Below are 22,393 nucleotides of genomic sequence, written 5' to 3'. Positions count from 1 at the left end.
CTTATTTTATATAAATTCGCGGCGCTTCGCACCTTAGCCATACTGCTTATCAAAGGCTGTTAAATTGATTATATCACATCTGTAATATAAAAAAGACATAACTTTCCCTTCCCCACGGTATGATAGGGACATTTTCTAAACCGTGGTGAAGTAGGGCGGTATATATCGGCAGGCAGTGAGATTTCGCTGCCTGCCGACTACCGTGTTATGCGACTTCTGACGGGTCACTCGGCGCTTCGAGCTCCTCGGACTTTTCAGTAACAGTGTCCATCAAACCGATGTCCCGATAGTAAATGTTGATTTCCTGCGGGGCGGTGTGTGACCATTTTTCCTCACGTTCCCCGACCTCCACCCGCTCAATAAAGAGGTTCAGGATTTCCGCGGTGAGTTCATTGATCTCCGTGTATTTCCTTGCCTTTTCAATGAAGGCGCCGACATTGGCCACCAATTCCCTCAGCTTTTCCAGATCACTCTCTCTTTTTGGGATGGCGGTCTGGATTTCTTTTTGCTCGGCAAGGTAGTCGTCACTGAGCCTTCGGAATACCTCATTCGGGATTTTGCCAAGAACATTGTCTTCATACAGCCTTTTGAATAATGCGCTCAGTTCCGTGTCCCTCCGTTTGAGCGATTCCAGTTCACGCTCGACACGGGCAATCTCACGTCGGATTTCAGCGCCGTTCTTTTGGGTTATGTGCTTGGCGAAGAGCAGTTCGTTCTGCCTTGCGAAGTGGGTCACCCTGCGGAGATCGTCCAGAAGGATGGCGGCGAGCTGGGATTCTCGGATGTAATGTCCGGAACAGGTTTCCTTGCCTCTTTTCCTGTAGGTAGCGCATTGGAAGTTGTTTTTGACCGCGTCCATGGTATGCGCCCGGCTGAGCACCATCGCCTTTCCGCAGTCCTTGCAGTAAATTAGTCCGGAGAACATATTCTGTTCTGCCATCTTGGCTGGACGGCGCTTGTGCCTGCGGATGTCCTGCACAATATCCCAAGTGGTCTGGTCTATCAGCGGTTCATGAGTGCTTTCAAGCCTTACCCGTTCCGACTCGGGACGCTTGATACGCTTTTTGTTTTTGTAGGACAGTGTGGTGTACTTGAGGTTGATGGTGTGTCCGAGGTAAACCTCATCCTCCAATATCTTTCCTACGGTTGTGGATGACCAGTAGTACGGTTGGACAGGATCGAAGCCGACAATCTTGACTCCGTTTTTCTTGTGATAGTAATAGGCGGGGATGGGAATCTGTTCCTCCCGAAGCTGCACCGCAATCTGAGTAGGGCCTTTGCCGCCCATGCACAGAGCGAAAATGTATTTGACAATGGGTGCCGTTTCCTCATCGGGGATGATTTTCCGCTTGGGATTGGCAGGGTCTTTCTGATACCCGAAGGGCGGTCTTGAGCCAACCCTCGCTCCGCTTTCCGCTTTGATTTTAGCGGCGGCTTTTCCCTTTTTGCTGCAGTCTTTCGCATACCATTCGTTGATGATGTTTTTGAACGGGGTGAATTCGTTGTCGCCGTAGAGGCTGTCCACGCCGTCATTCATGGCGATAAACCGCACGCCGTAGCTTGGGAACACGATTTCTGTCAGCCTACCAACCTCTAAATACCCCCGACCCAACCGGCTCATATCCTTGACGATAAAGGTTGCAACCTCGCCGTTTTCGATGAGCTCCAGTGCCTCTTGAAAAGCGGGCCGGTTGAAATTCGTGCCGGTCGCACCATCGTCGTACAGGAACCTCACATTCTCAAACCCATTGTCCTTTGCGTACTTCTCCAGCATCATTCGCTGGTTCTGGATGCTGTTGGAGTCCCCCTGACTGCCGTCGTCCTGACTGAGTCTTGCGTATAAAATCGTATATTTTTCGTTTGCCTGTTTCATCTGTAAGCTCCTTTCCGGCAAACCGAATACGGTATTACACATCATACCGCAACGGTTCGCACAAGTCTATGCCAAAGAAAAGATTACCGGGTTTGCTCCGCATCGATGAGGCGGAGCAGTTTATCAGTGGCGGTTTCAGAAGAAACAGGCCGGAAAAAGGAACGGACTTTGAAGGGCTTTCCCTCCAGAATCATCTCTCTTTCCCGGAAGAATCCCTCCTCCGAGATAACGGCCAGCGTGTCGTCGAAGGTGAGAACAGGATAGCCGAAGGGGGATAGTATGTGGGGATTGCTTGCGGCATAGCTGCCGTAGTTTGTTGTTTCTTTCATACTGCATTTCTCCTTTTGAAATTTTCCCCTGCGAATGCAGGGTATGTACTGCCGCCGGAGAAGGGGCGGCAAGGGGAATTTTGTTATTTGAGGTCGTCCACCTCTAAGGTGAACGTCACAAAGCCTTATTTTATGCGGGTTTCATGGGAAAGCGACCACCTTGACCGTGCCAAACCGTGAAACCGGCCACCTACGGAGATGCCCTGAAAACGCCCGCACTGCGGGCGTTTGTGGCTGGAGGGAGGACGCTTGCGTCCACCTTCCTTTCTCCTGCTCTCTTTTCGACCGTGGGAATCGGCTCGGTTTGGGGCGGGAACCCTGCCCAAGTGACGATAGGGTCAACAGGGTCGATAATTTCTACACCGGGGTCGGCACTTGCATGAACGTCACTGTCATTACTGTGAGAACCGGCAAACAGGCGGGGCGTTTTCCTGTCGCTTTACCGCATCCGGCTCGTTTCACACATTCCCCAACAAAGCCTTGACACGGCTCTTTGCAGGCGGGTATGGGGTATGGATGCCCCCCACCCCACAAAACGGCACACAGGGGCGTACAGGCGGCAACAGGGGCGCACGTCCCTTCTGAGTGACGATAGGGTCAACAGGGTCGATATTTTCTACACCGGGGCGGTGTCATTTTTATCGGCACTATCGTCACCATCGTCACTGCGGCTGTCGGCATACAGATCGATGATGCGCCTGCCGCTGCTCCTTCGTGTGACAGCCCGGATGCCATGACCGGCAAGCTCCTCCGTGTTCTGCAGGAGCAGCCGGGAAACCATGCGGTCACTGATCCTGTTTTCTTCTCTGCTGATAAGCTCCGAGAGCTCGGCTGGCGTTCCGTGGTATTCGGACTTGTCCTTCATAAAGTCAGAAACAAGAAAAACGATGTCCGGGAGAAGCAGCTCCGGATGCTCCCGGCTGTCGGAAACCAGCTCCCAGACATTGCTTTCATTGCGGCGGAGCCCAAGCTCCCGGTATTCAATATCACGCCCGATGCAGGACAGGGTCGCCCGGCCGCTGCCCCGGCGTTCCTCCACCAGGGTGAAGCTGGTATCTACCGCACCCGATAGGCCTGTGGTTCCTGAGATGCGGTTGAAGGGATCGTCGTCTTTTTGCTTTCTGAGATGGTGGATCAGCAGAATCGCGATCCTGTTTTGATCCGCCAGCCTTTTGAGGGCGGTCAGGTCTGCATAATCATTTGCGTAGGAGTTGTCCATAGCAGGCCTTCGGATCATCTGCAGGGTATCGATGATGATGAGCACCGTGTCGGGATGCTCAAGGATAAACTGCCCGATGCGCTCCTCCAGTCCCTCGCCCAGTCGAACGCTCTCCTCGCAGAAATGTACGTTGGGCGGCGCGTCCTCGGTGATGTCGAAGAGGCGGTTTTGAATGCGCAGGCGGCTGTCCTCAAAACAGAGATACAGCGTCGTTCCCTGCTGTACACGATTGCCCCAGACCTCCTCCCCCTTGGCAACCGTGACCGACAGCCACAGCGCCAGCCAGCTCTTGCCGGACTTCGGCGCACCGGCAAGCAGATGCAGACCGTGGGACAGCAGTCCCTCCACCACAAAGCGGATGGGTGACAGCGGCTGGTTCATCAGGATTTCTCCGTCGATAGTGTGAAAACGTTCCGTCATGTTGTTCCTCCTCCTTGTCTTGATTTTGAAAAGTCCCTCTACTATATTTCCGGTTCAGGAGAGGGGGTGAGCCATTAATTCTTGAAATATTTTTATCCCTCTACTATTTATCCCGTTCAAAAGGGCTGCTGCACGGAATTATTTTTTTAAAATTCATAAGACTCCCTTACTACTAATCCGATTTCACAACGCAGCTGAGCGGAAAAATTTTACCCTCTACTATTTATCCCGCTCCGGAGGGTGGTTGGACGGAATTATTTTTGAAACCCATACCCCCCTTACTACTAATCCGGTTTCATAAAGGGGTCTACAAAAACAAAATGCAAAGTGCCGCCCGCTTTTTTGCGGACGGCACTTTGCTGGATTTGGAAAATATCAATGGATTTAGATGCTTTTCGCTCCACAGGCCAAGACTGGACACTGAACGGCACTGACCGATTAAGTACCACAAGGATAACAAGGCGCTGGTCGGTATACAGACCACGCTTATTTGATCTGAATTCCCTCTATCAGCAGCCGGATATGCTCTATCGCTTGTTCTTTCAAATCAAAGTCGGGATAGCGGACACACCATTCATAGCTGACGCCACGGATTGCCATTACAAAATGTCGAGAAAGCTCCTCCAACGGCAATGAAGATGTAAGCTCCCCGCGCCGGATGCCCTTTTCTAATACGCCATGAAACAGCGTATAAAGCTCTCGGCTGTAACCTTTCACCGCTTCGGTATCCACGGTTCCGGCCAGCAGCATCTGATAGATCTTTTTCATATTTTCGCAGCCGATGGTATCCATAAGCTCATCGGCTATCTTTTGGGTCAGTGCAAGGAGTACCTCTGAGGCGGGCATATCATTGGGCAGTGCTTCCACAAAGGTTTTGTAATCCGCATCAGCCTTCGCGGCATGGTCTGCAATCAAAATGGCGATCAACGCATCCTTGGACTCGAAGTGTACATAAAAGGCGCCCTTGGTGATACCCGCTTCATCGGTGATGTCCTCTACGTTCACATCGGAGAAATTGCGTTCTGTAAATAACCTTTCGGCAATCTCATACAGCTTCTTTTTGGTTTCCGCTCCCTGCACCTTTCGTTTATCTGGCTTTTTCTCTCTCATGTTGCCGCTCCTCTATTGAATTTTTTCAAAAAGTAAAGTATAATAAGCAAAGTAAGTAACCTAGTTCACTAAGTTGGGTCATTTCAATTTTAGTATAGCACCTGACAGCCTTTAATTCAAGCGGTCTATCTAAAACGGTCACAATTTTTCGGATTTTGCCTGACAAAAGTGTATGGGATCATTTGAAGATTCAATAGGAATTTTAGGATGCGAAGTGGAGGAAACGGTATGAGTAAAAGGAAACCAATTCAAAGGCTCACAGCTGTGGCGTTGTCCGTCATCATGGTTGTGGGCATGATGCCTGTTTCAGCGGCGGCAGCAGGCATGCCCATTGGCGCAAGCGGTGAGATCACCGCCTTTGAGGCGCTGGGGTCGGACATTACGGTGCGGAGCGTGCCGCTCGGCACATCCAAAGCGGATTTGGAGCTGCCGGATACCCTAACGGCGACTATCCGGCTTGCAGTTTTAGACGAAGAACCGGTGTTGGACTCCGGAGAAACTGATGCCAAGCTGGACAGCGCTGATACGGTAAGCGGATCAGCGATTGGCATGGATGAAAAGGTTGATACCGAAGCTGGAGCAGAGGCCGAAATCGCCTCTCCCTCCGATGCACAAGAAACAAAGAGCGATACCAAGGCCGAGCCTGTAGAGAAAACTGTGGACAGCATAGATGAAATTAGCGTCCCCCTGCCTGTCACATGGACTTCATCGCCGGAATACGACGGTGAAGTAGCGGGTACATATCACTTCACGCCTGAGCTGCCGGAGGGTTTCACTCTTGCGGCTGGCGCAAAAGAGCCCCAAATTACTGTAACGGTAGGCGCAGCGGTTATCACCGGCGGCATGGTGACGGCCTTTGACGAACTGCCCGACGATATTCGCTGGCAGAACACCATCGCACCGACATTCCCGGAAACCGTAAGCGGTACGGTTGGTAGCGAAGCGGCTCAAATCCCGGTGACTTGGGAGGCCGACCATGATTATGATGCGGAATATCCTCAGCGGGGACTCTATGTGTTCACCGTTGTTTTGGGTGAGGGATATGCCCTTGCGGATGGCGTAGAGCTTCCCCGCATAACGGTCTACATCCCGCAATCAGCCGGCCGAATGCTGCGCATGACGGGCGGCGGCACAACAGACAGCCCGCTGGAAATCACTACGGCGGCACAGCTTGCCGAGATTGCCACGCTGGTGAATGCGCGGGAAAACGGACTGGAGTTGTTTTTATTCAACGATGCGGGAGCAAAGGTCAGCCTTAAACTGATGAACGACCTCAACCTTTCGGCATACTCTAGCGGAGAGGGCTGGATGCCCATTGGCACAAGCGAATTTCCTTTTACCGGTAGCTTTGACGGTAACGATAAAAGCATCCTTGGCTTGTACATTAACCGAAACGTTGATTATCAGGGCTTGTTCGGCTATGTTGGAAACGAGGGAGCAGTGAAAAGCCTGGGCGTGATAAATGTAAATATCACCGGCCGAATTAATGTCGGCAGCGTGGCAGGATGGGTTCGCGGAACAGTGCAAGATTGCTACAGCACCGGCAACGTTACCGGCAGCAGTTATGTTGGCGGTGCGGCGGGAGAGGTTGACGGAGGCACGTTGGAAAACTGCTATAATACCGGCAGCGTCACCGGCACGGGCTCCGGTACAAGCGGCTCTGTAGGTGGTGTGGCGGGATGGGTTTCCGGCACGGTGCAAAACTGCTACAGCACCGGCAACGTCACGGGTACAGGTGTCGGCATATCTACAGGCGGCGTAGCGGGATGGGTCACTAATACCGGCATAATACAAAACTGCTTCAACACGGGCAGCATTACTGCATCCGGCACAGATACAGGTAATAAAATTTGTGCCGGCGGCGTAGCAGGATGGGTTTACGGCACAGTGCAAAATTGCTACAGTACCGGCAGCATTACCGGCACCGGCACAAGCGCTTATGTGGGCGGCGTGGCGGGCACTGTTTCCGGCACAGTGAAAAGCTGTGCCGCTCTGAATTCTTCGATCAGCGCAGTGGGCTACAATGTGGGCGTGGGGCGCGCGGCGGGCATCGACACCCGCAACCGCCTCTCGGGCAATATGGCCTATAGCGGCATGACAGTCAATGGAGTCATGGTAAGTAGTACCGACACGGACAGCATAAACGGCATGAACGTGGACGCATCAGCCATTCAAACCTTGTGGACGACCGGCGCACTGAGTGATTGGGATTCCTCGATATGGACGCTGTCGGAGGGTAAGCTGCCCGGCTTCGGCACGGCGATTGATATGCCGGAGTATATCGTGGACGGCAGCGACCCGAATTTCTTTGGAGAAGGCACCAGCGAAACGCCTTATCAGATTACCACTCCCGCCCAGCTTGCCAAGCTGGCGGAGCTGGTAAACGAGGGGAACGCGAGCTATAATGCCGCACACTACAGACTGATGAACGATCTCGACCTTTCCGGCTATGTAAGCGGGGAGGGCTGGATGCCCATTGGCAACGCATACAGCAGGTCATTTAATGGCACATTTGACGGTAATGGGAATACGATCGCCAACTTAACCATCAACGCTGTCGGCGGCGATTATCAAGGACTATTCGGTAAAATTGTAGGTGGAGTGGTAAAAGACCTCGGCGTTGCAGGCGTCAGCATCAATGGTAGACGCTATGTCGGCGGCGTGGCAGGCGCTATCGAATCTGCCACATTGGAAAACTGCTACAGCACGGGTAATATCAATAGCACAGCCAATGGCTCTGTCGGTGGTATAGTCGGTGCTGCGTGCGATAACAACATGGTGAAATACTGCTATAGCACCTGCGATGTCAACAGCACAGGAGAGAGTCTGAGTCAAGATCGAGGCGGTGTGGTGGGTTTGCTTTGCAGAGGCAGCATGCTGCAAAACTGCTACAGCACCGGCAATGTTATGCGAACGGGCAGTACAGGATATCACAGCGGTTCTGCCGGTGGGGTGGTGGGCGAAGTAGCCGGAGCCATCGTAGAAAACTGCTACAGCACTGGCAATGTTTCCGGGGCTGAAATAACCGGCGGCGTGGTGGGTAGCATGGATGGCGATTCAGCATTATTACGAAACTGCTACGGCACCGGCAGCGTCTCTGACAGCTACAAAGCCGGCGGTGTAGCGGGTCAAGTCAAAGGTGGTGCCACGGTAGAAAATTGTGCTGCACTTAACCCCTCAGTCAGTGGCCGAGGCTATGTCGAGCGTGTGTTAACACTATATGAGGAGCAAGGGATTCTAAGTGGCAATTTGGCTTTTGATGGTGTGGAAGTTTTAAAAAATACTGCCCCGCAATCCATTACCAGCAATGCAAATGGCGTAGACGGGTTATCCAAAACCGCCGCCCAAATCTACACAGCGGACTTCTGGACGCAAGCTGCGGGCTTTACGGCAGACTGGGATACCGATATTTGGCATATTGAATCCGGAAAACTGCCGCTTCTTAAAAATATGGGCGGACAGCATGCTTACATGCCGGAGCACTTGCTTCCGGTGGGCGCGAGCGTCTTTGAGGGTGCGGGCACAAGCGCCAGCCCCTATCTCATCAAAACCGCCGCAGACCTTGCCAAACTGGCCGAACTGGTGAATGCGGGAACCTCACCTTATGCGGATCCAGGAAGGTATTACAGGCTGGAAAAGGACCTTGACCTTTCCAGCTATGCAAGTGGGGAGGGCTGGATGCCCATTGGCACCTCTGCAAAACAATTCAAGGGAAACTTTAATGGCAACAACAAAACCATTACCGGGCTGACTATCACCCGGTCGACGGCTGATTACATCGGTTTATTCGGCTATCTCTACATCGGTAGCAAGGTGCAGAATATCAGAATCATCGACGCAAGCGTCAACGGACAAAACAGTGTCGGCGGCATAGCCGGATTTGCTTGGGATGCGGCAGTAGGAAACTGCGCCGTTATTGGCAACGTATCCGGTGATGAGAATGTCGGCGGAACGGTGGGCCGTGCTTCAAGCGGCACAGTACAAAACTGCTACAGTACCGGTAGTGTGACTGGCAAAGACTATGTTGGCGGCATAATAGGGTATCTTGAATACGCAGCCACTACGGTGCAACGATGCTACAGTGACAGCAGTGTTTCCGGAGTACGCTATGTTGGCGGCGTTGCGGGGGACGTTAGCAGCAGCAGTGTGCAAAATTGCTACAGCACCGGCAATATCAAAGGCGTTCGCTATGTCGGCGGCGTTGCGGGAAGCGTTACCAGTGGCAGCGTGCAAAATTGTGCGGCATTGAACCCTTCCATCAACAACGCAAGCGCATCCGATTTCGGGCGCGTGGTGGGCAGAAACACCTCCGGCTCTCTCTTGAACAACTATGCGTTCAGCCGTATTCCTGGCACATGGGCAAATAAGGGTCTAAGTGCAAAGGACGGCGCGGATGTGACCTCACAGACCTTGTTTGGCGGCAGATTCTGGACGACAGCAGGTAATTGGGATACTGCTGCTTGGGACAGCGGCGTTTGGACATTTGCCGACGGCAAGCTGCCCACGCTCACAGGTCTTGCGGGACAAAGCGGCGATGGCGGGCTGTATCTGACAGCGCGGGATATCCAGTATGCCACGGTGGGAGCAACAGACGGCCTCACTTACAACGGCAGTGAGCAAATCCCAGCCTTGATCTTTGACGGCGAAACACTGGTTAAGGACACCGATTATACTGTTGCGGTAGCAGACGAGAGCGCAAGCGATGGCACAAACGCCGGAACGGTGACACTCACCATCACCGGCATCGGCAGCTTTTACGGTACCATAAACATAACCTACACCATAGGGAAAAAGCCAATCACCATCATGCCCCACCCCGGTCAGAGCAAAAAATATGGCGAGATTGATCCAATATTGACCTTTGCAAATGGCGCTGGCTTGGCTCCGGGGGCTTTCACCGGCAAGCTTAGTCGTGCAGCAGGGGAAAACGTGGGGACCTATGCCATTTCCCTCGGCAATTTAAGTGCGGGTGGAAACTACGAGATTTCCCTTGCTCCGGTCACGGTCAATTTCACCATTGAGCAGGCCAAGGTGTCAGAGATCACCACGACTGTGGACAACGCAAACAAAACCGCCTATGAAATGCGCACCGCCACAACTGCACAGGCTGTTGTGGATGCGGCAGGTCTGCCTTCAAGTGTGAACGTCAGCACCGATGGCGGTACGGCAGTGCTGCCAATTACATGGTCGACTGTCTCTGCCTACAATGCCAAGACTGCTATATATGTGGTGGTCGGTACGCTCACAGGCAACAGCAATATTGAGCCCAACGGCGTGACTGCGAGTCTAACCGTTACCGTTACGCCGGTCACGGCAGTGCCCCCCACCTTCAGCGACACGTTGGTGGTCATAAGCAGCGACAGCTCCGCTACAGCCGCTGAATTAGGAAGCGCCATCCTGCCTGCAAGCGGTTCCATCATGGTAGAAGGCCAAAGCGTTGCCTATACTGTCGATTGGAACGGCGGCGAAGCGCTGGATAGAACGGCTGTAGGCACCGAGCAGACCTTTACAGGCACCATCAGCTACATAACGCCACCTGCTTGGCTGACCCTGCCGGACAGCTCCACCGTCAGCCGCAAGGTATCTGTTACGGCAAAACAAGCCGTTATCATTGGCGGCATCACGACCGCCAATAAGGCCTATGACGGCGCATCCTATGCGCCCAGTGGCACAGCGACCGTTACAGGCGGCTCTGTTCCGGTGAATCAACTGGAATGGCTGTATGAATCCACGGATAGCGCAGGCTACAGAAACAGCACCGCGCCCACAAACGCAGGCGCATATAAGTTGACCATTTCTGTGCCGGAGAGTAACCCCGATTATGCAGGCAGCGAGATATTCAACTTTACCATCGCAAAACGGGAAATCACCCTTGTTACCGATAATAAGACGGTCACTAAGGGCGGCAGCCTGCCGGAGCTTACCTATACTGTAGGCAATCTGGCTCCCGGGGAAACCAAGGCGGATGCTTTAAGCACCCAACCTGTCCTGGCTTGCCCGACCTTTGACGGCAATACGGTGGGCAGCTATCCCATTACACTCACAGGCGGCACGGCAACGGATAATTACACCATTACAACTCGCACGAACGGTACCCTTACCGTTGCAGAGCAGACCTATACTGTCACCTTTAACTTGAACGGTGGCAGCCGCACAGGAGGGGGCGAGCTGTCACAGACCATTGCGGAGGGCGGAGCGGCAACGGCTCCCACCGCTACCCGAAGCGGCTATACCTTCACCGGGTGGGATAAAGCCTTTGATAACGTGACCGCTGATCTGACGGTTACGGCAAGCTGGAGCTATAACGGTAGCGGCGGCTCTGGTGGTGGTGATTCCTATACGCCGGGCACGCCCACAATCACTACACCTGAAAAGAAGCCGGATCAGCCAGTGACGGCAACGGCTCCCATCACGGCGGCGGGACAAAACGGTGCGGCCAGCGCATCAATCCCCGACAAGACAGTGACCGACGCCATTGCTAAGGCACAGGCTGATGCAAAGGCGCAGGGAAAAACCGCAAACGGCATATCGGTGGCACTGAATGTTACAATGCCAAAGGGCACGACTTCTCTTGCGGCAACCTTGACCCGAAATTCCCTGAACAGTCTTGTAAGTGCTGGGGTAACTGAACTTGAAATCAGTGGCGCACCGGTATCCCTCAGTCTTGATCTGAACGCACTAAAGGAAATCCAGAAACAGAGTAGCGGGGATATCAGCATCAGCTTCACTCCAGTCACTGGGCTTTCAAAGGCAGCAAAAGCGCTTTTGGGCAACCGTCCAGTCTATAGCATCACAATCAGCTATACAGACAAACACGGAAAAACACAGAATATTTCCAGTCTTGGAAGCGGCAAGGCAACCCTGTCCATCCCCTACACACCGGGCAAAAATGAGGCCGTGGGCTATCTGTTCGGCGTCTATGTGGACGGGGCGGGAAATGCCACCCGAATCCCCGGTTCGGCCTATGATCCAAACAGTAGAAGCCTCCTGCTGGGCACTAACCATTTCTCGGTGTACGGCGTAGGGTACGAAGCTCCAAGCGCCAAGTTTACCGACATTTCCACCCATTGGGGCAAGGAAAGCATCGACTATGTGGTCGGCAGGGGACTTCTTTCCGGCACATCCAAAACTACCTTTGCACCTGATACTGCCATGACAAGGGAAATGCTGGTAACGGCCCTCGGCAGATTGACAGGCGTAGATGTGAAAGCATACACCACCAATAGCTTTACCGATGTGAAAGCGGGCAGCACCTTCCGCCCCTACATCGAGTGGGCATACAAGAAAGGCATTGTGCAGGGTATCGGCAATCAGCAGTTTGCACCCGACCGGGCAATTACCCGTGAAGAAGTTGCGGTCATCTTCGCAAACTACGCAAAAGCCACCGGCTACAAGCTGCCTGTGACCCGTGAAGCTGTGACCTATGCGGATGCTTCCAGCATCGGCAGCATCTATAAGGCGGCGGTTACTGCCATGCAGCAGGCAGGCATTATGATGGGCGAAACGAATAACAGGTTTAATCCAAAGTCCAATGCCACCCGCGCGGAGGTCAGCGCCATGCTCCACCGCTACATCAAGCTGACCATTGACCCGGATACGGCACAGGGATGGGCGCTTAACGATGCCGGACAGTATCTGTACTACAAGGACGGCAAAGCCCTCACCGGCACACAGACCATCGACGGCGTGAAGTATTTCTTCAATACCGATGGGACTCTCAAAACCGGCTGGGTGAAGGACGGCGGCAACTGGCGGTATTACACTGGCAACAAGGTTGCCGTGGACTGGCTGGACATCAGCGACAAACGCTACTACTTTACCAAGGACGGCGTCATGGTGTCCGGCAAGTGGTTGGAGATTGACGGCAAGTGGTATTACTGCAACGCCGACGGTTCCCTTGCCAAGAACACCAAGGTAGACGGATATGAGGTAGACAAAAACGGCGTGAGAAAGACAAAGTAATTAAACCCAAGTAGATAGGGCAAGGGTGGAGGCCGGTATGATTCGGCTTCCACCCTTGCTTTTTCTGTGTTGGGCTTTCTTTACAAATATTTATTCCGCAGATAATCCGCCTGTTCCTCGGTGATGCAGCCACCCCAAAGGTTTGCGTTAATTGCTCCGTACAACTCATCACTGAGGCAGTCCAAATGAAGCACCTGTTCTTTCTCTCCCTGAAGCAATTCGGCAATCGCCTTCTGAATGCTGGCTGGAAGGTCTGTTTCCAGGTAGTCTTTATTCATCGGCTGATCGTCTGCTTCGCTGGGACTCAGCCGGTTTTCCGGTAATAAAAGTTCATCCATTGGCATATTCAGTCCTTTCGATTACATATCGCCCACCATCTTGTTTATGTCGCCGTCTCCATCCACGATAGTGCCCTCCCCGCCACCGCCGTTATCGTCTATCCATCCGAAGCCAAGGAAGTATACCTGCTTTTTTCCATCTACCGTGCGGGTATCTCCCATTTGAGGAGAGGCCTCTTTGGGGGCAGGTGCGGACTCCTTTGGCTGTGGTTTCTGCCGTGCCGGGGCAGTTGGATTTACCGCTTGGGGGGCTGCTGTGTCCTCGGCGAATTTGGGTTTGGGTTTCGGTACGCCTTGGGCACATGGAGCACCGGCACCTGCATCAGATACGCTGGATATATCCCCAACGATTGCGGGTAAATCCGCCACACAGTCGATTTGCGGCTCGGGCAGGGGTATTTCCCTGATCTCTTGTGTTAAATCGCACGCAGGGCGAATGTGGGGAGCAGCGGGGGTTTCCTCTGGCAGGCGCGGCGGAACAGTACCCAGCAGAAGAAAAACCGTCGCCATCCCTGCCGCACCAATTGCGATTCTTGTTCTACGCTTCATCTGCCGCATCTCCCTCCCGCATAATAAAACGACCGTTCTCCTTGAGGAATTCCTCAGGCGGACGGTCGCTTTGGTAATGATGAAGCTGTGAGAGCAGTCTCCATGCCAGCCAGAAGCCACAGGCAAAGCTTTCTTTAGCATAGAACCCTGAAATCATATCTTTGCCGTCAATGATTTGCAGGATCAGCTTGCGTTCCGGCTTTTCCAAACTGCGGATGAGCTGCTGGTGGCATGCTTCAATTTTCTTCTGAATCTCTGCGTCAGGGACAAAACGATTGTACCGGTCGTACAGCTCGTCCAATGGGTTTTGCATCTTGGTCACCTCCTATCAGTGACACAGGATACCACAAGAGCCCGCTGAAAGCTATTAGAAGTTTCATGAATTCAGGAATGTTTTTAGCACGGCGATGCTTCTTATACCTGTCTGCCTGATGGATTCTGCATAAAGCGAGGATGGGAATCGATATGAATCGGTTCCCACCCTCGCTTTTCCGTATTCAGCTTGCGTTTCCTAAATTGTCCCTATCATACGGTGGACTTGGCGGAAAGCTATGTCTTTTGGAATAATATTGAAAAGAGTTTTTCGGCATTAAGTTAGAATTGTCCCCATATCGTTTATTTTCCGCCTGTGAAATCCATTGCTTTTTCCATCACGTCATAGCACAAATAGTCACCGTTTTCTGTTAGGATAGCATGGGATTCTATCTCCCGATAGCCATACCGCAAGTAAATCTTTTTCGCAGGCAGAGAAGCGTCTAAACAGATTCTCGTGGATATTTGGGAAATTTCTTTTTCTGAATACTCCAGCAATGCCTTCCCATATCCCTTTCCTTGCTGCTCAGGCAGTACAAACAAGCGGCAAATCTCATTATTTTTTATTGTGACTGTCCCCACCGGTGCTCCGTCCACTGTAAGGAGAAAAATATTGCCTAAGAGAATATCACATTTGATATTCTCTGCACTATGGTGCGCAAGGAAAAAATCAACTGCCCCTTTCGGGTAATAACGGGGATAAATTCCTTTTATTGTTTCATGTGTTATGTTTACAACAATTGCTAAATCCGTATCTGCTGCCTGCTTTATATCCATTTAACACCTTCTCGCAAGTTCTATTTATCTGTTTGTGTATTTACAGCCAACCCGTATGGAATTTCATTCTGTTAACCTATTTAACAGAATACCATATTTTAGCGAAAAAAGACATGCCATCTCCTTGGCGCAAAGCTATGTCTTTTTTGTGTCATTCGGTCAAAATAGATGCATTTACAACTTGCCTGATTATTAGAGCAGGATATGCTTCCAACTTCATATTATACTCATAATTAGAATTTCTGATTTTAACTACCTAAGCTTTGATACATTTTTTCATGTGCACGAAATGTGGATTTTTGATGTGCCTTGCTTTTCATATAAATAAAAAGAACAACCAGAAACGATAGCGTCTGGGCAATTGAAATGCGGATTATTTGCAGTTCATCTGCTCCAGAAATTGTAGTGACATGTAAAAGATTTATGATGGTGTTATTGAAAAAATGATCAGCCATAGGCATCCAAAGTGAACCAGTAATTTTGGTCAGTAAACAGAATTTTGCTCCGGTAATTCCTGTTGTCAAAATAAGCATAAGAGCAGACATTATCGCTCCAACCATATTGATTTCTCCATCCAACAGGCTGCGTACAGGCGCTGCAATATGCCATATGCCAAAAAGAACAGAAGAAAAAAGGACGGCTTTAATAAATGAATACCTTGTTTCTATTAGTTTGATAAATAACCCTCGGAATACCCCTTCCTCCATTACCACATTAATGATGTTGCCAACCACACAAAAAGCAAAAAACAATAGGCCGGTTTGCACCCCTCGATTGCCATCAATCGCATAGCTGGTCACATAGATATGTAGTGAAGGGCGGCTGCCTCTTGACAGTTGCAGAAATAATTCAGTTCCATAGGCAGCCAAGAACACAGTTGCGGCGAGAAGTAAGCCATAGAGTGCATTTCTTACTGCCGACCTGCCTGTGAACCCCACTTCCGACCACTTAAGTAAAAAATGCCGTATTGCCAACATAAGTACGCCGATTCCCGCCAGCTTATGTATAAACGCCTCACCAAAGATGCTTTGGTCTGTACGGATAACCATGTATTCAATCGCTCTAAATACGAAGCATACTAAATAGATGATGATAATGGATTTCACAGGATTAAAATATCTTTTTTTTCATTCAATCTCCTCTAATATAAACAATTTAAAATTGAAGTATAGCTTAAGTATAACATAAAATCAGGCTAAAACAGATACAATTTTGCATCTATTTTAGCCTGATAACCATAAGCTACTGGTGGGAATCGAACCCACGACCTGCTCATTACGAGTGAGCTGCTCTACCCCTGAGCCACAGTAGCATATAGGGGAATATCCCCGTTTCATTTCTTTCAAAAGCAATTATAATACCGTTTTTTTTAAAAGGCAATAGATAATGCAAATATTTTAAAGGAAAACTATAGAAGCCTTCTTTGCTGTTCATCAGTACAAAGCCTGATAATCAGGCTTTGCAGTTTCATTAAATATGAGCTTGTCTGAGTATGTATTTACGGTAGGCTTAATAAAGACATTTATAATCTCTAGGATTTTGTCTTGCTGTTACTGGAAATTTCCCAGTAGACGGCGGCAAAAGTTATTACTGCCAGCACGGCAATAGAATTTATAACAGAAACCTTTTTATTGGAAAGCTCCGTTTCAACGCCGTCTTCTGTTTCGTATAAATGATGCTCGTTTTCTTCCGCTTCATGATGGTCTGAAAGGGAGGCTTCGTTTCTGTATCTTGAAAGCATGGTCATAACGTGTATTTTTGAAGAAATTGCCAAAGCAGAAGCTACTATTATCAGAAAAATTAAAAGCCTTCGGATTAATTTTCCCAAGGTCATATGATCCCCCTCCGCCCTGAAATCCAAACTATCCCTTGCAAACTTAAAAATATAAAGGCCGGCCTAAGCAAACACTCGGTCTATACTTAAAAGCTCTTTAAGGTTTTATTTAATTTGGAATTCATTTATATTTTAAAATATTGTGCTGATATATATAAATTCACATTCTTTATTTACTTTTATAGCTCACAAAGTTAAAAGCTGTTTGTGAACTTACAGAAGGCACTCACTTGAAAAGCACCTTCCAAGCTTACGCTTGTGTAATTTTTCATCTTTGCTTCGGCAGTATCTGAAAATAGTCAAACCGACAAGAATGAATAAATAAACTTTAGTTTATTTATTATTCTACATAACGCAGAAATAGCAGAGCTATTTCGAGTATTTTCAATGAAGAAATCACTCTTTTATGGCAAAGCAAACTAGGTTTTGGACCTTTCAGACATACCTAGTATAAATGATATTAAATTTATACCAAGCCTCACTATTAATCTAATTTTACCATCTTTTGTTCTGAAGAGCAATCCCCTTAACCCGTAGAAACAGGGCAAATACATGAAAGCCTTTGGTCCTGCCATCGAAATAAGACTTTGGTCATATACTATAGGAATATTTGCAATTTGATGAAAATGAATTGATACCGGAAAATCCTGCAATAAAGCATAATACCTTTGGCATTATGCTCAGGTTTTTTAGAAGCAAAAATACTTTCCCATCAAATTGATTAAAGTTTAAGTTGTTAGAATCAAAATCTTATTGAGTATTTTTTATATGCTTATCATGTATTATTTCTGTAAAATATTGATTATTTTTACCCAAAGTGTTATACTTAAACGTATAATAAATACCTTTTTTATAAAGCTCAATAGATTTTTACTGAAAAATATTGATGTTTTATAAATTAGAGTATTTTAATGTTTTTTTCAAACAGGATTCATTAAGTAAAAAATCAGCGCTATTTCTCAGAGCTTTGTTTCTGCTTTATTTTTTGCTTTTAAATTATTCCTCATTATTATTTTTTATATAAGGAGAGACTGCCTTGAATACGGCATATTTAGATTCAGGAAAATTTTATCCATCCTTTGAACTAAACCCTGATTTTTCGTGGGTAGTGCCTGTATGCGTCTCATCTTACAGTATTTCGGAGCCTTATGCCATCAATACCGCTTCCAGTAATGAGTCAATCCTTATTTATATGCTGGAAGGAAAAGGTCAGGCTTTAAGCAAGGGAACATGCAGATGCTACCAGAAGGATTCCTTTATTTACGCCAATGCAAATATTTCTATTAAGCCTTCTGCAGACACAAGCTTTATATCCATTATGATTAAAAATTCCCGCGGACTTTGCGACCAGCTTGAAATATATAAATTTAACCCTGTAGACGGCATTAGGGAAAAATTTATAAGCTTTTTTGAGAATTTTTCAAAGGGTAATGTAAAAGATATATATACGGCGTCTGCAAATACCCATTATCTTATTATGGAAATTAAAAAGGCTTCCTCTTGTACAGAAAGCAAAATCAGCCCTGCAGTACGTGATGCTATGAAATATATGGAAAATAATTTTTTTACGATTCAAAACCTTGAAGAAGTAGCAAAACATTCAGGCGTAAGCAAAAGCCACCTTATAAGAAGGTTCAGAGCGGAAACGGGAAAAACCCCCTGCTCAATCCTTCAAGAAATACGGATGGAATACGCAAGGCTTCTGCTTATATACGAAACCTTTGGCATATGCGAAATATCCGCAATGATCGGCTATTCCGACCCTGATTACTTTTGCAAGGTCTTCCGCAGGGTAAGCGGAACGACGCCTGCTTCCTTCAGAAAACAAAATAAGAAAGGTGCATCGAATGACGATGAATGTCTTAAAAAACTTAGATTTCTCCAAAGCTCCCTTAATTTACAAGGACAAAGAGAGGAATCAGGAAAATAGAAATACCGAAAGCGGGTTAAGTAATTTTAGGCCCATTACGCTTTCAGACAGGGATATTTTAAATTCCTATCTCCTTGAAAACCCTTATGGCATATGCGATTTTTCCTTTGGAAACATATATATCTGGCAGCATAAATATAATACAAGATATACCCTTCATAAAGGCTTTCTCATTTTAAGGGCAGGAGAAGAAGGAGAGCATTCTTATCTTATGCCTTTGGGAAAGGGCAATCTCAAAGAGGTCATGGAAGATTTATTTGACCTTGAAGGGGACGCTTTGAGATTTTCCTCTATTACTCCTCATATGGAAGAGGAGCTAAGAGACATTATGCCCGATGGCTTTAAGGTTGTAAACCCTGATGATTTCTGTGATTATATCTATCTTTCTGAAAATATGATTACCTTAAAGGGCAAAAAGTTTAACGGAAAACGAAACCATATCAATAAATTTATGTCTCTTTACGGCGATAAATACGAATATACAGAAATAAACGACAGCCTTATTGAAGAATGTAAGGAAATGAACAGAAAATGGTGTCTCGAAAGAGACTGCAGAAAATCCCAAACAGACTATTGCGAAACCATGCGGGCCCTTGATAATTATAAAGAAATAGGCTTAAAAGGCGGCGTTTTAAAGGTGGAAGACGAAGTTGTTGCCTTTACCCTGGGCCAGAAGAACAATGACAATACCTTCAACGTATTAATAGAAAAGGCTCTTGGCCATATAGAAGGAGCCTATCCTATGATTAATAAGGAATTTGCAGCACAGGAAACCTCTGATTTCATTTATATCAACAGAGAAGAAGATATGGGAGAAGAAGGGCTTAAAAAAGCCAAGCTTTCCTATAGACCTCATCTTCTGCTTATGAAGGGCATGGGTGTTTTTCAATGAAAATAGAAAAGGCCGTAAAATCAGATATTAACGGCATAAGAGAGCTTTGGAAGGAAGGCTTCGGCGAAAGCACCGCCTTTCTTGATTTTTATTTCCCCCGGTATTTTGACTGGGAAAGCGCCCTTATTTCAAGGCAGGACTACGGTGAAATTTCCGCCTCTGCCATCACGGCGCCTTTTGAAATGAAGCTTTTGGAAAACTTTATACCGGCAACTTATATTCTTGGGGTCGTTACCCATCCCAGCCACAGAAAAAAAGGGCTTTCGTCAGCCCTTATGAAAGAAAGCCTTTTTCGCCAAAAGGAAGAAGGCATTCTTGTATCGACGCTCATTCCCGCGGAGCCTTACTTATTTGATATTTACAGTAAATATGGCTTCGGCGAAGTTTTTACAATAAAAGAAGCAATTGAGAGCTATAAAGATATGAAAGAAGACCTTGGTAAAGCACAGATTTTTACCAAGGAAAATGAAATACCGGAAGCTTTATTTGAAAGCCTTTATGATTTTTATACTGATGCCTATAAAGGCCTTGACATTACATTACTTAAAAGCCAAAAAGACTTTGAGCTTTGTATCAATGAATTTCTTGTATTTGAAGGCTCTATTATGATTTTAAGTAAAGAGGGTCTTATTTCCGCCATGGGCTTTATACGGGATAAGCTTTCTCCAGTCTATATAAAGGAGCTTCTTTCTATCGATGCTAAAAGCAAACAGGCTTTAATCAATTCTGTGCTTGAACTTAACAAAATGGAAGAAATCCTTGTAAAATCCCCTTCCGAGGGAGCCTCTTCGGAAACCCGCTTAGGTATGGCAAGAATCATAGATGCCGTAAAGATTTTAGAGCTGTCTTTCTTAGATAAGGATATTCCTTTAAAAATCAGTATTTCAGATTCTTTAATATCGGATAACAATATTACATTTTCCATAGAAAATAAAAAATTGCATCTATGGGAAAATGAAAAGGCAGATTTTTATTTTACAATAAACGAATTTTCAAGCCTTGCATTAAGATATGGCCTCAATGTAGAAAGCTTTTTATCAGGAAAAGACGGCCTTAGGGCATATATAAATTTATTGTTAAATGAATAGAGATCTTTTTACGGGACAAATGCTTATGCCTTTGTCCTTATTTTTTTGCTTTCAGCCTTGAATTACCCTCTTTATTCGATTAAACTGTTTTACATAAAGAAAAACGAGATTAAGGCAGCAACAAAAACCTATTTTTCATAAACGCTTAAATATATGAAACTGCAATATTTAAGCCATTCAAAATATACGATTTTTGCTGCTGTAATTAATTTGTTTTACTATACAGTAAATTTAAAATTAAACAGTAGCAAAGCCGTATATTCACGAAGGCTCAAAAATGTACCGTTTCCGAAGGAAATCCGTGTTTTTGAGCCTTAAGGGAATAGGCTTTTGCTACTTCTTCATGATAAATTTACTATACAGTAAATTTGCTTTTCTTCCGCAGTCCGCAACAGGCTCCAAGAAGGCATAAAATTAAGGAAAAGCAAATTTGCAACACTATTGTTTTATTTTTATTCGAGTATGTAGTAAGCGAACCTGGAAATCTTTTTTAAATGAGCATCCTCTTAGAATTGACAAACCAATTTTAAGTTTGGCAGCTCTGTTCTGATTAAAACATGTCATAAGTTGATTTATATAACGGAGGGTAAAAATGCAGACCATCATTAAAAAATTAAACCTGCCGCCAAACAGGCGCATCATTGTTACAAGCGATATTCACGGCCATTATGAGTACCTGAAAAATTTATTAGAAAAGGTAAGCTTTACTGAAAGGGATATTTTATTTATCGTAGGTGATATTCTGGAAAGAGGACCCCAGTCTCTTAAAACCCTTCGTTATATTATGGATTTATGTAAAGGCTATACGGTTTATCCCCTTATGGGAAACGTAGATGCTGCCGTACTGCTAATGCTTGAAGAAAATAACGAGAATCTTTTTGAGTTCATCGAAGCAATGAAAAACCGCTGGGGAAGCTCCTTATTTTCCGATATGGCCAATGAGTTGAATATCCCTATACACAACCCTTCGGATATGCCAAATTTAAAAGAAAAGATTAATGAGCAATTTCAAGAAGAGCTTGATTTTCTGCGAAATCTAGGCACAATCATTGAAACTCAAAACTTTATTTTTGTTCACGGTGGTTTGCCGTCTGAGGATATAGCATCATTTGAAGGGACAAATGCCATTGCCTATTTAAAAAATGATGCTTTTATGGAAAAGGGCCTTGTATTTCATAAATACGTTGTTGTAGGCCACTGGCCGGTAGCCCTGTACAATGGAAAAATAGCATCTTCCAATCCGATTATCAATAAGCAGCAAAAAATCATAAGCATTGACGGTGGCTGCGGGCTGAAACGGGACGGACAGCTGAATGCCCTTTTGATTCCCCATGTTGATTCCTCAGGTATTGGTTTTGAATCTTATGACAGCTTTCCCGTTGCCTATGCAAAAACGCCTCAAGAAAAATCTTTAGACCCCATTAACATACGTTATACCGATAATAAAATTACGATTCTTGAAAAAGGCGAAGAATTTTCTTTGGCAGAGCATCAGTCCTCAGGCCGCAGGCTTTGGATTCATAATGACTATATTGATTGCTTCGACGAAAATACAAGCTGCGATGATTACACCGACTATAAATTACCTGTAAGCATCGATGATAAATTATCCATCATAAGGAAGACCTCAAAAGGCTATTTAGTAAAAAAAGACGGCATCAGCGGCTGGTATGAAGGGGTCCTTGATGATGGGAATAGTAATTAAATATAGTAAATTTAATATGAAGAAGCACAGAAAGCCGTTTTTAAGTTTAATGTAT

15 protein-coding genes and 1 tRNA gene are annotated in these 22,393 nt (G+C 47.1%); 5 read left to right on the top strand and 11 right to left on the bottom strand.

The window, feature by feature from the left end; translation table 11 throughout:
- Positions 1 to 205: 205 nt before the first annotated feature.
- From NBX03_RS00370 to NBX03_RS00355, 4 genes are all read right to left on the bottom strand, one after another.
- A complete protein-coding gene (locus tag NBX03_RS00370) occupies positions 206 to 1,873 on the bottom strand; it encodes a recombinase family protein (protein WP_250228797.1) in 1,668 nt (555 codons plus the stop codon).
- An 83-nt stretch (positions 1,874 to 1,956) separates the two neighbouring features.
- Entirely contained in the window at positions 1,957 to 2,202 is a 246-nt protein-coding gene (locus tag NBX03_RS00365) for a transposon-encoded TnpW family protein (RefSeq protein ID WP_250228796.1), read from the bottom strand.
- Positions 2,203 to 2,818: 616 nt separating this feature from the next.
- On the bottom strand, positions 2,819 to 3,841 hold the full coding sequence (locus NBX03_RS00360; RefSeq protein ID WP_250228795.1) for an AAA family ATPase: 1,023 nt from the start codon (positions 3,839 to 3,841) through the stop codon (positions 2,819 to 2,821).
- Positions 3,842 to 4,327: 486 nt separating this feature from the next.
- Complete coding sequence (locus tag NBX03_RS00355) at positions 4,328 to 4,951, bottom strand: TetR/AcrR family transcriptional regulator (RefSeq protein WP_250228794.1); 624 nt, start codon at positions 4,949 to 4,951, stop codon at positions 4,328 to 4,330.
- 228 nt (positions 4,952 to 5,179) lie between these two features.
- Here NBX03_RS00355 and NBX03_RS00350 point away from each other — a divergent pair, with 228 nt between their 5' ends.
- Positions 5,180 to 12,913: an S-layer homology domain-containing protein gene (locus NBX03_RS00350; RefSeq protein ID WP_250228793.1), complete on the top strand. Its 7,734-nt coding sequence runs from the start codon at positions 5,180 to 5,182 to the stop codon at positions 12,911 to 12,913.
- Between the two features lie 80 nt (positions 12,914 to 12,993).
- Here the strand turns inward: NBX03_RS00350 and NBX03_RS00345 are convergent, their stop codons facing one another.
- The 7 genes from NBX03_RS00345 to NBX03_RS00315 form a co-directional block, all read right to left on the bottom strand.
- The gene (locus NBX03_RS00345; protein ID WP_323373246.1) at positions 12,994 to 13,251 is read right to left on the bottom strand and encodes a hypothetical protein; all 258 of its coding nucleotides are present in this window, start codon (positions 13,249 to 13,251) and stop codon (positions 12,994 to 12,996) included.
- A gap of 21 nt (positions 13,252 to 13,272) precedes the next feature.
- Positions 13,273 to 13,800 carry a DUF6550 family protein gene (locus NBX03_RS00340; protein WP_250228792.1) on the bottom strand — a complete coding sequence of 176 codons (528 nt, stop codon included), beginning with the start codon at positions 13,798 to 13,800 and terminating at the stop codon, positions 13,273 to 13,275.
- Positions 13,790 to 14,113: a DUF6809 family protein gene (locus NBX03_RS00335; protein WP_250228791.1), complete on the bottom strand. Its 324-nt coding sequence runs from the start codon at positions 14,111 to 14,113 to the stop codon at positions 13,790 to 13,792. The genes NBX03_RS00340 and NBX03_RS00335 overlap by 11 nt, the downstream gene beginning before the upstream one ends.
- 302 nt (positions 14,114 to 14,415) lie before the next feature.
- Positions 14,416 to 14,889: a GNAT family N-acetyltransferase gene (locus tag NBX03_RS00330; RefSeq protein ID WP_250228790.1), complete on the bottom strand. Its 474-nt coding sequence runs from the start codon at positions 14,887 to 14,889 to the stop codon at positions 14,416 to 14,418.
- 248 nt (positions 14,890 to 15,137) lie between these two features.
- Positions 15,138 to 15,938 carry a CPBP family intramembrane glutamic endopeptidase gene (locus NBX03_RS00325; protein ID WP_250228789.1) on the bottom strand — a complete coding sequence of 267 codons (801 nt, stop codon included), beginning with the start codon at positions 15,936 to 15,938 and terminating at the stop codon, positions 15,138 to 15,140.
- 191 nt (positions 15,939 to 16,129) lie between these two features.
- Positions 16,130 to 16,201: transfer RNA gene (locus NBX03_RS00320), tRNA-Thr, on the bottom strand.
- A gap of 219 nt (positions 16,202 to 16,420) precedes the next feature.
- Positions 16,421 to 16,723, bottom strand: a complete 303-nt coding sequence (locus NBX03_RS00315; protein WP_250228788.1) for a hypothetical protein — start codon at positions 16,721 to 16,723, stop codon at positions 16,421 to 16,423.
- A 1,036-nt stretch (positions 16,724 to 17,759) separates the two neighbouring features.
- Here NBX03_RS00315 and NBX03_RS00310 point away from each other — a divergent pair.
- The 4 genes from NBX03_RS00310 (at position 17,760) to NBX03_RS00295 (ending at position 22,338) form a co-directional block, all read left to right on the top strand.
- Complete coding sequence (locus NBX03_RS00310) at positions 17,760 to 18,653, top strand: helix-turn-helix transcriptional regulator (RefSeq protein ID WP_250228787.1); 894 nt, start codon at positions 17,760 to 17,762, stop codon at positions 18,651 to 18,653.
- Positions 18,571 to 19,545 carry a DUF2156 domain-containing protein gene (locus NBX03_RS00305; protein ID WP_250228786.1) on the top strand — a complete coding sequence of 325 codons (975 nt, stop codon included), beginning with the start codon at positions 18,571 to 18,573 and terminating at the stop codon, positions 19,543 to 19,545. The genes NBX03_RS00310 and NBX03_RS00305 overlap by 83 nt, the downstream gene beginning before the upstream one ends.
- Positions 19,542 to 20,633 (top strand): GNAT family N-acetyltransferase, encoded by a 1,092-nt coding sequence (locus NBX03_RS00300; RefSeq protein WP_250228785.1) that lies wholly within the window; start codon positions 19,542 to 19,544, stop codon positions 20,631 to 20,633. Before NBX03_RS00305 ends, NBX03_RS00300 begins: the two co-directional genes overlap by 4 nt.
- A 592-nt stretch (positions 20,634 to 21,225) precedes the next feature.
- On the top strand, positions 21,226 to 22,338 hold the full coding sequence (locus NBX03_RS00295) for a metallophosphoesterase (protein WP_250228783.1): 1,113 nt from the start codon (positions 21,226 to 21,228) through the stop codon (positions 22,336 to 22,338).
- Positions 22,339 to 22,393: the final 55 nt, after the last annotated feature.

Source organism: Anaeropeptidivorans aminofermentans, assembly GCF_940670685.1.
Lineage (GTDB): Bacteria > Bacillota > Clostridia > Lachnospirales > UBA5962 > Anaeropeptidivorans > Anaeropeptidivorans aminofermentans.
Note: the sequence above shows the minus strand (reverse complement) of the source record. Positions and strands in the feature narration are given on the sequence as shown.